We start from the raw sequence: 13443 nt of genomic DNA, 5'->3' as shown, positions 1-13443 counted from the left end.
CCACATTCCATCTTACCATTATCCCCACGCCCGCCTCAGAATGAATTCTGAGGCTAATAACCAAAGTCAGCTAAAGCTGACTACATATAGAATTTTTGTGGTGGATCATCATCTTGATTAAAATCTTCCAAAGATTTAATTATTGTACCCTGTGCATGATGTTCCTTTTGATTTTTCACATAAATCACAGCTTCTTCTAGTTGTTTTCTGCCTAACGAAAAAACACCATATCCTCTTTGCCAACCAAACATATCTTCTACAGAAAATACATTATTAATATAATGGGTGCTGCTACCTTTGATTTTTTGCACAAATTCAGAAATAGAAATATTGGGAGGAATAGAAGCTACTATATGAATGTGATTTTCTGTACCATTAATAGCATGAATAATCGTTTCTAATTCATCAGCTTTGCTAATAATGTAACTGTAAAGTTTCGGTTCTCTCTCATTGGTAATTAATAATTGACGCTCTTTTGTAGCCCAAACCAAATGATAATACAATCTCCACGAAGCCATAATACACCCTGTTGATAATGATGTTTTCATATTCATTATTCCCACAATTTATAAAAAAATAGTCGGCTTCAGCCAACTTTTGTTATTAGACTGGGAATTAATTCCCAGGCTTGAAAAAATATGGTATCATTGATAATATATGTATAAATATTATTACCTCAACACAAACCCGTTAGAATCATAGTTAAAATTTGTAGATTAGGTTAATAAAATGCAAACCAGAAAAGTGAATCTTACTACATCCGATCAATTAACTACACAAGAAGCAGCTAAAATTCTCAATGTTTCCCATCAGTATCTGATTCAATTATTAGACTCTGGTGAAATTCCTTATCATAAAACGGCAAATCATCGCCAAATATTCTATCAAGATTTAATAGAGTATAAAAATACAATTGATGCTAAACGTCAAGAAACTTTAGCAGAATTAGCAAAACAAGCTCAAAAATTAAATATGGGATATTAAATGCAATCAATTGGTTTGATAGTTGTTTATGATGCTTGTGTTTTATATCCTGCACCTCTCAGAGATTTTTTGATGTGGTTAGCTTTAACTGATTTATTTCAGGCGAAATGGACTGAAAAAATTCATAAAGAATGGATGAATAATGTTTTGAAAAATCGCCCTGATCTCACTTATAAACAGTTAGAAAGAACGAAAAATTTAATGAATCAAAATGTTCGAGATTGTTTAGTTACAGGATATGAACAATTAATTGAGGAATTAGAACTTCCAGATGCAGATGATCGTCATGTTTTAGCAGCAGCTATTAAAAGTTGTGCTGAAATAATTGTTACTTTTAATTTAAAAGATTTTCCATCTGAATATATTGAAAAATATGGTATTAAAGCACAACATCCAGATGATTTTATTTTGAATTTAATCAATCTTAATTCTGAGCTTGTTTGTCAAGCATTTAAAAATCAATTGAATACTTTAAAAAATCCCCCAATGACATCAGATCAATTATTAGATATTTTAATTAAACAACAACTTAATAAATCTATGGCAATTTTACAAGAATTACTGTTATAGGTTATAGTTTGGATTAAATGAAAGAAATGCAACCCAACATATTTATTATTATTGCTTGATGTTGGGTTTCCTCAACCCAACCTACAAATTGATATAATCAGATAATAACAATTACCCATTGCTAACGGTAAATAATATGGATACTGAAAAACTAACAATACAAATCGAAGAACAGAGAAATTTATTACATACCGATAGACTTGACGTATCCTTCGGTGAAATAATGGGTATGTATGAACGTAAGGAAATAGTTATTAAACCTGCATTTCAAAGATATTTTCGTTGGGATATAGAACAGAGAACACGGTTTATTGAATCTATACTTTTAGGTATTCCTATTCCTCCCATATTTGTAGCTGAAGACAGTGAAGGAGTATGGGAATTAGTGGATGGTTTGCAAAGAATTTCTACTGTACTTTCCTTTTTTGGAGTTTTGAAAAGCGAAGATGAAGGTATTAGGAAGAATAACAATTGGATGTTAACAGCAGGTGAAAAAGTTGAATCTTTGGAAGGATTCACTTATGAAACTATACCCAATAAATTTCGATTAAATTTAAAAAGAGCTAATTGTAGAGTAGAAATTCTCAGAACCAATAGTAATTATGATATGCGGTTTGAACTTTTTAATAGATTGAATACTGGTGGTTCTCCTTTAACTACTCAGGAGATTAGAAATTGTATTTACAGGGATATTTCACCTAAGTTTAATGATTTTCTCAAAGAACTTGCAGCTAATCAAGATTTTCGGACATTAATTGATTTGAGTAATGAGCAGTATGAGCAATTATATGATGAAGAATTGGCGTTGAGATTTATTTCTCTTTACAAAAATCTCAAAAAAGTCCGCACCAGTATTTCACAACACATGACTAAGTTTATGAAAGATGCGTTAGAAGATGAACATTTTGATTACGAAGGTTACAGAAAAATATTTACTCAAGTCTTTGCATTGCTGCAACCTTTAGGAAGAAAGATTTTTCGTCAGAATGACGGCAATTTTGCCACTGCTCTTTATGATGTTATTACTATTGGTGTTGCAGAAAACTATGATTATTACAAATCTCAACCCTCAGATGTGATCTTAAATAAAATAAACAAGGAAGTGCGTACAGATACAATTTTAATCAAGTTTTCTAGAAGAGGCGGAAATAATCAAAAAGATAGAATTATCAATCGTCTGACAGAAGCAAAGCGAATATTTGGCAACATCAATAAATAATTAATAAGTAATGAGTAATAATATCACTCTTTTAGAACAAGAAATAATGTCAGACATTGAGGAAAGAAGAGAGTTAATGTCATGGTTAAAATTGCTGTGCGCTAGATATGGATTTTCAAATATAGATGAGGAATTATTTCTTTATTATTCCATCCCCATAGTTTATGCTATTTGGGAAGGTTTTATTCAAACTTCTTTGCAAATCTATGTTCGAGAGTTAAATAAGTTAGAACTTACTATTGATCAAGTGTGTGATTCAATAATAATATATCATATTGAATCTACATTTCCCCAATTTAAACAATATCCAGATTCTGAAACTCTTGGTAGGGACAATTCATGAATTGTCCCTACATCTTTTTCGGAGATGTCTAATAGATATAGGACTCCTATTTGATTTTTGAACAAGCTGTAAACCCTAAACCCTATATTATCAACGATTGATTCTCAGTATATTGAGCAAGATTCAAGTAGGATTCCTATATTATCGACAACTGCGATATTTGATGTGATAAACCAAACCGCGATGAGCAAGATCAAAGGAGTCCACAGTCGCCATCCCTTGACCATTAGCGATCATTGCCGCGTTCACCCGCATATTTACACTATCACCACAGCTTGACCAGACATCACCCACAGTCACTAATTTATCTCGAACATTGTAGTCAGTTTCGCCTCTAAATGTCCTAGAAAAAACAGGGCCACGCTGACCAGCAAAAAAGTATTCTGCTCTTAGTCTTCCAGTTGTTCCAGGAGCAACATATCCCCGATAATCAGCATCATAGAGGGAAATTTGAAAGCCTTGGGGTACTTGAATGGGAATACTTAAGTTACAGCTTTTGCGTGTCTGTGCTGAATTATTTCCTAGTGCTATAAATTGATCAAAGAGAATACTTAACTCTTGACCATCTGGACTGACATTTACACTAGCAGATCCTTCAGGGCAACCGTTACCACCATATTCTGCCCCTAAAATTTGCACTTTTTCATTAGCAAAGGCTGGTCCAACAGAGGCCATTGTCAATGTCGCAGCAGCCAAAAAAGCTGGTGTTGCTTTGCGAGCAATATTCTTGAACTTTTGATGATTCATAACTTACCTGTTCTAAATATTATCAAAGGTGTGACAGATGTTTCCAAGTATTTAAACCACACCCTGAATAATTCTTGTTTTGTCCTGTTTCGCCTTTTTACCTACTCTTACTCAAGATTTATCCAATTCTCTTTCAACATAGATAAACTCAGGGCTGAGTTACACAACTTTCCTTAAAGTGTGTTTCATTTACCTGGAAATAGCTGTAAATAACAAACTTTTCACAAAAGTTGTTCTGTAAACAACTTTCTAAATATCAGACTGACATGAGGACAAATTTGTTTCTGATTTGACAAAATTAGATTATAAAACTTAATATCTCTTTCATAATTATGCGATTTTTTATTTGTTGCCAGCAGCAAAATTGAAGTATCTAAATTAACCAATCTTTGTCATAAGAAGTTCCGTAATTTTTTCAACGCATGATTTACCATAATCAGAATTGCTAAAATTTATATCAATAGAAGTTGAATTTATACTGCGCGTTGTTACTCTGCTAATATGCAACTGAATATAATAATGTGCAAATGGATCACGAACAGAAGTTAAATCTTTACTGTTGATGGTGAAACAGACAATTTTCGTATATGGAATAAATAAGATAGTCCCGTTTTGAATTTCTACACCTTTATCTGTGAATGTCCAGACACTTACAGGACTGCTATCTTCACCGTTTCTTTTTTCACCTTTAAATGTTTGTTGCATATCTAATCTAATGTTATTTTTGTGGGTTCTCATAGCTTATAAGTAGTCGTGCAAAATAAATTTTATATTTGGGAGAGGGAACTCTTAACTCTTAACAGGGAACAGGTAAGGAATACAGACATTTTTGTTTTCACTCAATATGTTAAATTAATTTTGCTTGGGTACTTACCAGTAGACACAAAAAAAGGGCAGGATTTTCATCCCACCCCAGAAAATAAGAGAAATATTCTGTTGCTAATTAACCCAACAATGCTTTAGCTTTAGCCAATACATTATCAACAGTAAAACCAAATTTCTCCATACAAGTACCACCAGGAGCAGAAGCACCAAAGCTATCAATACTGACTGTATCGCCTTCAGTACCAACATATTTATGCCAGCCAAAACTGCAACTAGCTTCTACTGCTAAACGCTTTGTCACAGATTTTGGTAGTACAGATTCTTTGTAAGCTGCATCTTGAGCATCAAATAATTCTGTAGAAGGCATAGAAACAACGCGGACTTTCTTACCTTCGGCGGTTAATTTCTCAGCCGCAGTCACACACAGGCTCAGTTCTGAACCAGTACCAATTAAAATGATGTCTGGTGTACCAGCACAATCTACAATGGTGTATGCACCTTTAGCCACACCATCAACAGATGTACCACCTAAGTTGGGAACGTTCTGACGGGTGAAAGCTAAGAGAGTGGAAGCATTTTCCTTAGACTTTTGGATCGCTACTTTGTAAGCACCAGAGGTTTCATTGCCATCTGCGGGACGAATTACTGTTAAATCAGGAATAGCACGCAGAGAAGCTAAGGTTTCAATGGGTTGGTGAGTAGGACCGTCTTCGCCTTGGCCGATGGAGTCGTGAGTCATTACCCAAATTGCCCCAGCTTCAGAGAGCGCAGCTAAACGAATAGCCGCCCGCATATAGTCTGTAAAGATGAGGAATGTTGCACCGTAGGGCATTAAACCGGAACGATGTAAGGCTATACCGTTACAGATTGCGCCCATTGCGTGTTCCCGTACACCAAAGTGAATGTTACGGTTTTGGAATTGTCCTTTTTGGAAGTCTCCAGCACCTTTGAGTTCGGTGAGGTTGGAGTGGGTTAAGTCAGCAGAACCACCGATTAATTCAGGTAAAACAGCGCCTAGTTTGTTGAGGCAGATTTCTGAGTGTTTACGGGTAGGTTGTGCTTTGTCTTCGGCGGTGTAGGTGGGAAGAACTTGATCCCAACCTTCTGGTAATTTACCACTGAGGAAACGTGCAAATTCTGCCCCTTCTTGGGCATATTTAACTTTGTATTCAGCGAAGGTTTTGTTCCACTCTGCTTCGTAAGCAGCACCACGTTCTACTGCTTTGCGGGTGTGGTTAAGAACGTCTTGAGGAATTTCAAAGGGTGCATAGTCCCAACCTAAGTTTTTCCGGGTTAATGTTGTTTCATCTGCACCTAGCGCAGCACCGTGAATACCAGCGGTATTTGCTTTGTTGGGAGAACCATAACCAATGGTGGTTGTCACCTTGATCATGGTGGGTTTGTCGGTGACAGCTTTTGCAGCTTCGATCGCTTTGGCAATTCCTTCTAAATCGGTGTTACCATCTTTAACGTGAAGTACGTGCCAACCGTAGGCTTCAAATCTCTTAGAAACATCTTCGGTAAAAGCTACATCGGTAGAACCATCAATAGAGATGTGGTTATCATCGTACAGGGCGATTAATTTACCTAATCCCCAGTGTCCAGCGATAGAAGCAGCTTCACCGGAAATACCTTCCATGTTGCAACCATCACCCAGAATTACATAGGTGTAGTGGTCTACAATTGTGGCATCGGGTTTGTTAAATTTAGCTGCTAGGTGTGCTTCTGCTAAAGCTAAACCCACTGCGTTAGCAATACCTTGACCCAAAGGACCTGTAGTTACTTCCACACCATCTGTCACAAAGTTTTCTGGGTGGCCTGGGGTCTTAGACCCCCATTGACGAAATTGCTTGATGTCGTCTATGGTAACGCTATCGTAGCCCATGAGATACAGTAAGGCATACTGCAACATCGAGCCATGACCAGCAGATAAGACAAAGCGATCGCGGTTAAACCATTTAGGATTTTTGGGGTTATACCGCATGAAGGAGTCCCACAGGACAAACGCCATAGGAGCAGCGCCCATAGGTAGTCCGGGGTGTCCCGACTTGGATTTTTCTATGGCATCAACAGCCAAAAAACGGATTGAGTTAATACAAAGTTCTTCGATGGATTTTGTTGCAACAGCCATAATCTTTTATTGTTAACGACGGGTTAGGACTCTTTGTAGCTTTCTGTTTTTGGGTTCATTATCAAGTGATCCCACAATTTACATCATCCCATTCTTACTAGCATAAGGACAAGCGGGATCTTCTGAGTTTTAGGTGATGAATAGAGCTAATAATTTGGTCATGCCAAACCCTTGGTTTAGCTGGGAATGACATATATAATACGTTCCAGGGGGAAAGTTAGGGAGATAGGGAGGTGAGGAGATGGGGAGAAAATCAAGTCAAAAGTCTAAAGTCTAAAGTTAAAAATAAATAACTCCCAATCACCAATCACCAGTCACCAGTCACCAATCACCATTAACGATATTTCCTAAATGCTAAGGTGACATTATGACCACCAAAACCAAAGGAGTTGGATAAAGCCACCTCTACGATTTGAGCGCGGCTGGTGTGAGGTACGTAATCTAAATCACAACCCTCATCAGGATTATCCAAGTGGATGGTGGGGGGGATGTGGTCATGAGCGATCGCCAAAACTGTAGCTACTGCTTCTATTCCTCCTGAACCACCTAACAAATGACCTGTCATGGATTTGGTGGAACTAATTGCTATCTTATAAGCATAATCGCCTAAAGCCTTTTTGATAGCTGCCGTTTCTGTGACATCATTGGCTGGGGTGCTGGTTCCATGAGCATTAATATAGGTAATCATTTCTGGTGTCAGTTGACCATCTTTGAGTGCCAGTTCCATTGCTCTAGCTGCACCTAAACCACCGGGTACGGGGGAAGTAATATGATAGGCATCACAGGTCATCCCATAGCCGACCATTTCTGCATAAATTCTCGCACCACGACTGATTGCGTGTTCTAATTCTTCCAGAATTAAAATTCCTGAACCTTCACCCATGACAAAGCCATCCCGATCTTTGTCAAAGGGACGACAAGCTTTTTCCGGGTCATTTTTTGTAGATAGCGCCCTAGCTGCGGCAAATCCAGCTACAGACAATGGTGTAACTGCTGCTTCCGAACCGCCACAAATCATTGCTTGGGCATAGCCATTTTGAATTAAGCGAAAGGCATCACCGATAGAGTTAGAACCAGCGGCACAAGCTGTCACAGAACAGGAGTTTGGACCTTTTGCACCAGTATGAATTGCTGTTAATCCTGCTGCCATGTTGGCAATCATCATCGGTATCATGAATGGACTACAGCGGTCTGGTCCTTTGTTTAGATAGACTGTTTGCTGGTCTTCTAATACTTTAATGCCACCAATGCCTGAACCGATCATGACACCTATTTGCTCGGCGTTGAGGTCATTGATAACTAATTGTGCGTCTGATATAGCCTGTTTAGCACCTGCGATCGCAAATTGGGCAAAACGATCAGTGCGCTTGGCTTCTTTGCGCTCCATGTATTCATGCGGATCAAAGTTTTTCACTTCCCCCGCAATGCGGCAGTCATGCTTAGACGCATCAAAAGCTGTGATGTGGTCTATGCCATTACGTCCGCTTAACAATCCTTCCCAATATTCAGATGGTGTGTTACCAATAGGTGTAATCGCGCCAACACCAGTTACAACAACGCGGTTACGTTTATAATCTGTCATGATTCAGTTAAAGGTGGCGAAAAAGCAGCAGGTATAACAATATAAAGACTGGTGATGAGGGATGAAGGATAATTGGGATCAAAATTAGGAACATTTCAAAATTCAATATTTCTCAGTCCCCAGCCCCTGATACCCATTCCCTCACAACTCACAAGGCAGATGTAACAAAGTTATTCTTGATTGTCGATGTAGTCTACTACCTCTTGAACCGTTAAAATCTTTTCGGCGGCTTCATCAGGAATTTCTAGATCAAATTCTTCTTCCAAAGCCATGACCAGTTCCACGATATCTAGGGAGTCAGCCCCTAAATCATCTGTAAACGAGGCTTTTGGCACTACTTTTGCTTCATCAACCTCTAGTTGCTCAACGACGATTTTTTTAACCCGGTCAAAAGTTGGTGATTCACTCATAGATAAAAGTCCTTAACCAGTTGCTATGATCTGCTCTTTATAGGCAATCTTGCTTTGAGCATATACATCTTATCGGAAAGGGTGATCCTGAGTACAGTTATCAGAAAAAGGTAATTGATGACTGGGGACTGGGGACTGGGTTATTAATATTCCCCTGCTTGCTGTTGGGAGATAATGAAACTGCTAAATTTGTCTTACCAGGGCGATCGCTACGCCTATAACCAAAACTTAATTTTATTTTATGCTATCTCAAGTCTTAAAATCTCAAGTCTTAAAATACGCTTACTATCCCGGTTGTGTTGCTCAAGGTGCTTGTCGGGAGCTTTATCTGTCTACTCAATCACTTACCCAAGCTTTGGGTATAGAACTCATTGAACTTAAAAAAGCTGCTTGTTGCGGTTCAGGTACGTTTAAAGAAGATTCTCAATTGTTAGAAGATACAGTTAACGCCCGAAATATAGCTTTAGCAGAAGAATTAAATCTGCCTCTTCTTACTCATTGCAGCACCTGTCAAGGTGTTATTGGTCATGTTGATGAACGTCTAAAGCAATGCCAAACAACTAACCCTGCTTATCTTAATCAAGTTAATGGCTTACTAGAAAAAGAAGGTTGTTCTCCTTATCGGGGCAGCACAGACGTTAAACATTTGCTTTATGCTTTGGTTACAGATTATGGTTTAGACAAAATCAGCCAGCGTGTCACCCGCAAGTTATCTAACCTCAAGTGTGCAGCTTTTTATGGCTGTTATCTCCTTCGCGCTCAAAAATCCATGCCCTATGATGATCCATTTAACCCAGAAGCAATGGAAAATGTTTTTCGGGCTGTGGGGGCAACTCCTATATATTATCGTGGACGCACCCAATGTTGCGGTTGGCCTCTTTCTAGTTATGCTACTACCGAATCTTTCCAAATGGCAGGTATGCACATTCAAGAAGCTTTGTCAAGTGGTGCTGATTGTATTGTTACACCTTGTCCCCTGTGTCATCTTAATTTAGATTCTCGTCAACCAGAGGTAGAAAAGGTGATTGGTAAAAAATTAGGTTTACCTATTTTACATTTACCACAATTAATTGCTTTGGCTTTAGGAGTTAGTCCTGAATTACTGGGTTTAGAGCGTCACATTGTTTCCACAAAACCAGTGTTAGAAAAATTGGGAATCTAATCTAAGTAGACTCTTTGAACCCACAATCTGCGTCCCTTGAGGGCGCAGATTGTCAAAAAAAATGTCAGTATTCAGCTATCAGTAATCAGTAAATGGCTACGCTAACAGGTTTTGTCTTGAGTGAGACTGAGTTAGTAAGAAAATTGCTGACGGAGACAGACTGCTGAATGCTTACAAAAAATGGGTTAAATCTGCTGTAACTCAGGTAAATCATCAGCTTTCTGGAGAATAAATAAACTTTCATCACCTCCTCTACCAATCCTTAATGTTTCATCTAAGTAAGTAATATCCAGAGTTGCAACTCTACCTTTGGGACCTTTAGCATCTACAACTTTAAAAGGATTTAACTGAGGAGTGTTAACACCTAAAATTTTGTCAATCGCTAAATAACGTTTATCAAAATAAACATTAATTCGCTTATCTGGTAAGTTAGATTGAGCTAAATCAGGTTCAAATCTAGCTGTTACTTTTACATATCCTGAAATAAATTTTAGGGGATGTTTGACATAAGCAAGGTTAAAAAATTGTGCGTCAGCAACATTAATTACTTGAAATACTTTACCTATTCTTAATCCTAATGGGAGAGAATCCAAAGCGCGAATTTCTCTAGCTGTAGAGTATTGTAATTGCCAGATTCCATTTAATAAATTAATAGCATTCTGGAGTGGTTGAGGATGGGGATTGAGATTTTCTAATTCAACTGTTAAATTTTCTATTTCTGCGGCTTTCTTTTTGTCAATTTTTAAATTAGTAATAGGAGAATCATCATCCTGTTTTTTCAGTTCCTTAATTAATACTTGTAATTTTTCTTTCAATGCTTGACGTTCCATAAACTGATACTTGGCAATGCAGTAATTAACAAATTAAATTGTAACCCAAAATGGAAGTAAAAACTGTAAATTTAGAAATTCCTGTAGGTTGTAACCTGATTTTAGGACAAACTCACTTTATCAAAACTGTGGAGGATTTATATGAAATCATGGTAGGTATATCTTCACAGGTAAAATTTGGTATTGCTTTCTGTGAAGCATCCGCCGCTTGTTTAATTAGAATGGCTGGAAATGATCATACTTTGCAAGAAGTAGCTACTAAAAATGCCAAATCTATAAGTGCTGGACACTGTTTTTTAATTGTGTTAAAAGATGCTTATCCAATAAACTTTCTTAATGCTATTAAACAATGTCCAGAAGTTTGCAATATTTATTGTGCTACTGCTAATCCTGTACAAGTGATTTTAGCAGAAACCGAACAAGGAAGGGGTATTATTGGTGTGATTGATGGATTTTTACCCAAGGGTGTAGAAGGAAATGAGGATATAAAATCACGTCATGATTTACTGCGTAAATTTGGTTATAAAATGTAGTAATTGTGCAAGAAAAATGGCAATTAATTATAGACAAAAAATTATTAATCTATGGATAGTTTTTTTATTAGGTACGTTGTTTCATACACAGTTGGGTTTAATGCCATTATTTCACGGGTTAGATGTATTAGAATCCCAACCAGCAACATCACTTAATGAAGTATCGGGTATTTTTTGGTTAATGTTAGGCTTCTTTGTATTGCCAATGTTAGCAATTATTGGGAATACATTTACAGAAAATAAACGTTATCGAGTTATTCATTTTGGCTTAACTATTTTTTATGGTGTAATGAATTTAATCCACCTAGTTTTAGATTTACTTTTAACCCAAGTTATTTGGTATCAAATTGCTTTGATGGTGTTATTATTTTTGATTGGTTTATTGTTGATTTTTGTGGCTTATCAGTGGATGAAATATCCAGTAAATAGACAAAATCAGCCAGAAGGCAATATTTCTATACCTTTCAGTTAAGGGATAACAAATGATGATATTTTTAAATCTCTTACTTCTTGAATAAGTTGGGTATCTTCGTGTTTATTCAAGGTTTAGAAAAATCTATTGGTCTTACTGGTGACTATCCGCCAGTTTTACAAGATTTGAATTTTGTCCGGGATGCTTATAAAAAAACCGTACCCCATCCCATTTTATTTATTTTACCAGATTATGCTATTAATAGATTAGCTAAATTTGCCCCTGACTTTTGGGCTTGGCGTTCTGGTGTGTTTAGATTTAAAACTGTAGAAAAAACTAGAGAAAATGCCACAAACAACTTTCCTTATGATTTGACCGTTCATGCCCAACAAGTTATTACTGCACGGGAAATTCAACTAGAATGGATAACACGGGTATTAGCAGAACCTCAAAAAACAGAACCAGATCGGGAAGATCCAGAATTACGTCACGCTTTAGCTCGCATTCCTGAAAATGGCAATAGAGTATTGCGTGTTGTGTACAATGAAAATAAAGAACCTTGGCGAATTATCACTGTTTATTTTGACCGCACCCAAAGGAATAAATTATGAAAGTACATATTGATGAAGAAGCGGATGCTTTGTATTTACGTCTTGATGAATCGAAAATTATTGAATCTGAGGAAGTTTATCCAGGAATTGTGCTTGATTTTAATGAAGAGAATCAAGTTGTGGGTATTGAAGTCTTACAGTTATCTAGTAGGATCAATTTGACTACAAAGAATATAAAAGTGGAAATTTCTCAATCTTAAACAAATCTGATCAAGACTTTTGCGACTGATTATTTCATCATCTATAAGCATAAAATTATGTCTTGTACCTACAGACTTAACAACAACTAAAAAAATTCCGCTTCCTCAATACTTGCTTGAAAAAACCCATTATAATTTTCTGTTCCTAACCACCATCCCGCATTTATTTGGGAAGGAATAGTAAAACCTTGAAAAGTGGTTTCCTGTGCAAATGTGCCACCAAAGGGTATATATTGCCAAGTTTTATCTGTGGTTTGATTTCCCCAACGTGGTAATTTTACTTCTAAAACTCTACCATTTTCATCAATAATAAAAGTTAGATTAACTGTTTCACACTCAATATTGCAAGTTGCTTGAATTGTATTGTGATCAATAGCTTGCCAAATTACTTGATTTTGTGGTAATAAAGCAGATGGCAACCAGAATAATTCACCTGCAAATCTACCAATACTAGAACGGTTAATGTCGGGATTTTCCTCTTTGACTAATGGGATTAAACCCAAAATTTTAAACTCTACTTTTCCTGAATGATTATAATAGTAATCTGCCCCTTTAATGTTAAAAAATTTATTACCCATTACTGCTTGCCAAACAAATCCTTTAGCAGTTAAAATTTCTGTAGCTTGCATGGGTAATTTTTTATCTTTACTGGGTTGAAAATAACCTTGCATTTTTAACTTCACACCAGTTGCTAACGGTGTTCCCAAAGTAATAGCGTGTAAGAAATAACGTTGTACTGGTTCTGGTAATTCAGCAATTAAATCCTCGGTAAATGTTTGTTTTTCTGTTTTTGTATTTTCCAAATTTTGCCAAATTTGATTAATTTGTGTTGTCATCATTTTGGATAAATTTACTAACCGAAAAATAAAACAGGGAAGAGATCA

General features: G+C 36.7%; 17 protein-coding genes. 9 read left to right on the top strand and 8 right to left on the bottom strand.

Going from position 1 to position 13443, the window contains the following annotated elements; all coding sequences use genetic code 11:
• Positions 1 to 80 precede the first annotated feature (80 nt).
• Positions 81 to 518 carry an IS200/IS605 family transposase gene (gene tnpA / locus K2F26_RS02650; protein WP_220610237.1) on the bottom strand — a complete coding sequence of 146 codons (438 nt, stop codon included), beginning with the start codon at positions 516 to 518 and terminating at the stop codon, positions 81 to 83.
• 211 nt (positions 519 to 729) lie between these two features.
• On the opposite strand from tnpA, the gene K2F26_RS02645 reads away from it, so the two are divergent.
• The 4 genes from K2F26_RS02645 (at position 730) to K2F26_RS02630 (ending at position 3116) form a co-directional block, all read left to right on the top strand.
• Entirely contained in the window at positions 730 to 984 is a 255-nt protein-coding gene (locus K2F26_RS02645) for a helix-turn-helix domain-containing protein (protein ID WP_220610236.1), read from the top strand.
• The gene (locus K2F26_RS02640) at positions 985 to 1554 is read left to right on the top strand and encodes a PIN domain-containing protein (RefSeq protein ID WP_220610235.1); all 570 of its coding nucleotides are present in this window, start codon (positions 985 to 987) and stop codon (positions 1552 to 1554) included.
• A gap of 136 nt (positions 1555 to 1690) precedes the next feature.
• Complete coding sequence (locus tag K2F26_RS02635; RefSeq protein WP_220610234.1) at positions 1691 to 2773, top strand: DUF262 domain-containing protein; 1083 nt, start codon at positions 1691 to 1693, stop codon at positions 2771 to 2773.
• Between the two features lie 10 nt (positions 2774 to 2783).
• Positions 2784 to 3116: an MAE_28990/MAE_18760 family HEPN-like nuclease gene (locus K2F26_RS02630; protein ID WP_220610233.1), complete on the top strand. Its 333-nt coding sequence runs from the start codon at positions 2784 to 2786 to the stop codon at positions 3114 to 3116.
• A gap of 141 nt (positions 3117 to 3257) precedes the next feature.
• Here the strand turns inward: K2F26_RS02630 and K2F26_RS02625 are convergent, their stop codons facing one another.
• The 5 genes from K2F26_RS02625 to acpP all read right to left on the bottom strand — a co-directional run bounded on the left by K2F26_RS02625 (position 3258) and on the right by acpP (position 8811).
• Positions 3258 to 3863 (bottom strand): DUF4360 domain-containing protein, encoded by a 606-nt coding sequence (locus K2F26_RS02625; protein WP_220610232.1) that lies wholly within the window; start codon positions 3861 to 3863, stop codon positions 3258 to 3260.
• A 378-nt stretch (positions 3864 to 4241) separates the two neighbouring features.
• Complete coding sequence (locus tag K2F26_RS02620) at positions 4242 to 4568, bottom strand: hypothetical protein (RefSeq protein WP_220610231.1); 327 nt, start codon at positions 4566 to 4568, stop codon at positions 4242 to 4244.
• A gap of 238 nt (positions 4569 to 4806) precedes the next feature.
• Positions 4807 to 6819 (bottom strand): transketolase, encoded by a 2013-nt coding sequence (tkt, locus tag K2F26_RS02615; RefSeq protein WP_220610230.1) that lies wholly within the window; start codon positions 6817 to 6819, stop codon positions 4807 to 4809.
• Positions 6820 to 7153: 334 nt separating this feature from the next.
• Positions 7154 to 8401, bottom strand: a complete 1248-nt coding sequence (gene fabF, locus K2F26_RS02610; protein WP_194054163.1) for a beta-ketoacyl-ACP synthase II — start codon at positions 8399 to 8401, stop codon at positions 7154 to 7156.
• Between the two features lie 170 nt (positions 8402 to 8571).
• On the bottom strand, positions 8572 to 8811 hold the full coding sequence (gene acpP, locus K2F26_RS02605) for an acyl carrier protein (protein ID WP_220610229.1): 240 nt from the start codon (positions 8809 to 8811) through the stop codon (positions 8572 to 8574).
• 241 nt (positions 8812 to 9052) lie between these two features.
• Here acpP and K2F26_RS02600 point away from each other — a divergent pair, with 241 nt between their 5' ends.
• Positions 9053 to 9973 carry a CoB--CoM heterodisulfide reductase iron-sulfur subunit B family protein gene (locus K2F26_RS02600; protein WP_220610228.1) on the top strand — a complete coding sequence of 307 codons (921 nt, stop codon included), beginning with the start codon at positions 9053 to 9055 and terminating at the stop codon, positions 9971 to 9973.
• A 185-nt stretch (positions 9974 to 10158) separates the two neighbouring features.
• Here the strand turns inward: K2F26_RS02600 and K2F26_RS02595 are convergent, their stop codons facing one another.
• Positions 10159 to 10803: a PAP/fibrillin family protein gene (locus K2F26_RS02595; protein ID WP_220610227.1), complete on the bottom strand. Its 645-nt coding sequence runs from the start codon at positions 10801 to 10803 to the stop codon at positions 10159 to 10161.
• 50 nt (positions 10804 to 10853) lie between these two features.
• On the opposite strand from K2F26_RS02595, the gene K2F26_RS02590 reads away from it, so the two are divergent.
• From K2F26_RS02590 to K2F26_RS02575, 4 genes are read left to right on the top strand one after another with little or no spacing between them, the layout of a single operon-like run.
• The gene (locus K2F26_RS02590) at positions 10854 to 11336 is read left to right on the top strand and encodes an adenosine-specific kinase (protein ID WP_220610226.1); all 483 of its coding nucleotides are present in this window, start codon (positions 10854 to 10856) and stop codon (positions 11334 to 11336) included.
• Positions 11337 to 11352: 16 nt separating this feature from the next.
• The gene (locus tag K2F26_RS02585) at positions 11353 to 11808 is read left to right on the top strand and encodes a hypothetical protein (protein ID WP_220610225.1); all 456 of its coding nucleotides are present in this window, start codon (positions 11353 to 11355) and stop codon (positions 11806 to 11808) included.
• Positions 11809 to 11846: 38 nt separating this feature from the next.
• Positions 11847 to 12359: a DUF4258 domain-containing protein gene (locus K2F26_RS02580; RefSeq protein ID WP_220610224.1), complete on the top strand. Its 513-nt coding sequence runs from the start codon at positions 11847 to 11849 to the stop codon at positions 12357 to 12359.
• Positions 12356 to 12559 (top strand): DUF2283 domain-containing protein, encoded by a 204-nt coding sequence (locus K2F26_RS02575; protein WP_194054179.1) that lies wholly within the window; start codon positions 12356 to 12358, stop codon positions 12557 to 12559. The genes K2F26_RS02580 and K2F26_RS02575 overlap by 4 nt, the downstream gene beginning before the upstream one ends.
• 86 nt (positions 12560 to 12645) lie before the next feature.
• On the opposite strand, the gene K2F26_RS02570 is transcribed toward K2F26_RS02575, so the two are convergent.
• Complete coding sequence (locus K2F26_RS02570; protein WP_220610223.1) at positions 12646 to 13398, bottom strand: DUF6920 family protein; 753 nt, start codon at positions 13396 to 13398, stop codon at positions 12646 to 12648.
• Positions 13399 to 13443: the final 45 nt, after the last annotated feature.

Source organism: Sphaerospermopsis torques-reginae ITEP-024, from assembly GCF_019598945.1.
Taxonomy (GTDB): Bacteria; Cyanobacteriota; Cyanobacteriia; order Cyanobacteriales; family Nostocaceae; genus Sphaerospermopsis.
This window is presented reverse-complemented; position numbering and strand designations above follow the sequence as displayed.

Coding starts and splice junctions, on each gene's coding strand:
- tnpA (WP_220610237.1), bottom strand. CDS start 518: ATGGCTTCGTGGAGATTGTATTATCATTTGGTTTGGGCTACAAAAGAG.
- K2F26_RS02645 (WP_220610236.1), top strand. CDS start 730: ATGCAAACCAGAAAAGTGAATCTTACTACATCCGATCAATTAACTACA.
- K2F26_RS02640 (WP_220610235.1), top strand. CDS start 985: ATGCAATCAATTGGTTTGATAGTTGTTTATGATGCTTGTGTTTTATAT.
- K2F26_RS02635 (WP_220610234.1), top strand. CDS start 1,691: ATGGATACTGAAAAACTAACAATACAAATCGAAGAACAGAGAAATTTA.
- K2F26_RS02630 (WP_220610233.1), top strand. CDS start 2,784: ATGAGTAATAATATCACTCTTTTAGAACAAGAAATAATGTCAGACATT.
- K2F26_RS02625 (WP_220610232.1), bottom strand. CDS start 3,863: ATGAATCATCAAAAGTTCAAGAATATTGCTCGCAAAGCAACACCAGCT.
- K2F26_RS02620 (WP_220610231.1), bottom strand. CDS start 4,568: ATGCAACAAACATTTAAAGGTGAAAAAAGAAACGGTGAAGATAGCAGT.
- tkt (WP_220610230.1), bottom strand. CDS start 6,819: ATGGCTGTTGCAACAAAATCCATCGAAGAACTTTGTATTAACTCAATC.
- fabF (WP_194054163.1), bottom strand. CDS start 8,401: ATGACAGATTATAAACGTAACCGCGTTGTTGTAACTGGTGTTGGCGCG.
- acpP (WP_220610229.1), bottom strand. CDS start 8,811: ATGAGTGAATCACCAACTTTTGACCGGGTTAAAAAAATCGTCGTTGAG.
- K2F26_RS02600 (WP_220610228.1), top strand. CDS start 9,053: ATGCTATCTCAAGTCTTAAAATCTCAAGTCTTAAAATACGCTTACTAT.
- K2F26_RS02595 (WP_220610227.1), bottom strand. CDS start 10,803: ATGGAACGTCAAGCATTGAAAGAAAAATTACAAGTATTAATTAAGGAA.
- K2F26_RS02590 (WP_220610226.1), top strand. CDS start 10,854: ATGGAAGTAAAAACTGTAAATTTAGAAATTCCTGTAGGTTGTAACCTG.
- K2F26_RS02585 (WP_220610225.1), top strand. CDS start 11,353: ATGGCAATTAATTATAGACAAAAAATTATTAATCTATGGATAGTTTTT.
- K2F26_RS02575 (WP_194054179.1), top strand. CDS start 12,356: ATGAAAGTACATATTGATGAAGAAGCGGATGCTTTGTATTTACGTCTT.
- K2F26_RS02570 (WP_220610223.1), bottom strand. CDS start 13,398: ATGATGACAACACAAATTAATCAAATTTGGCAAAATTTGGAAAATACA.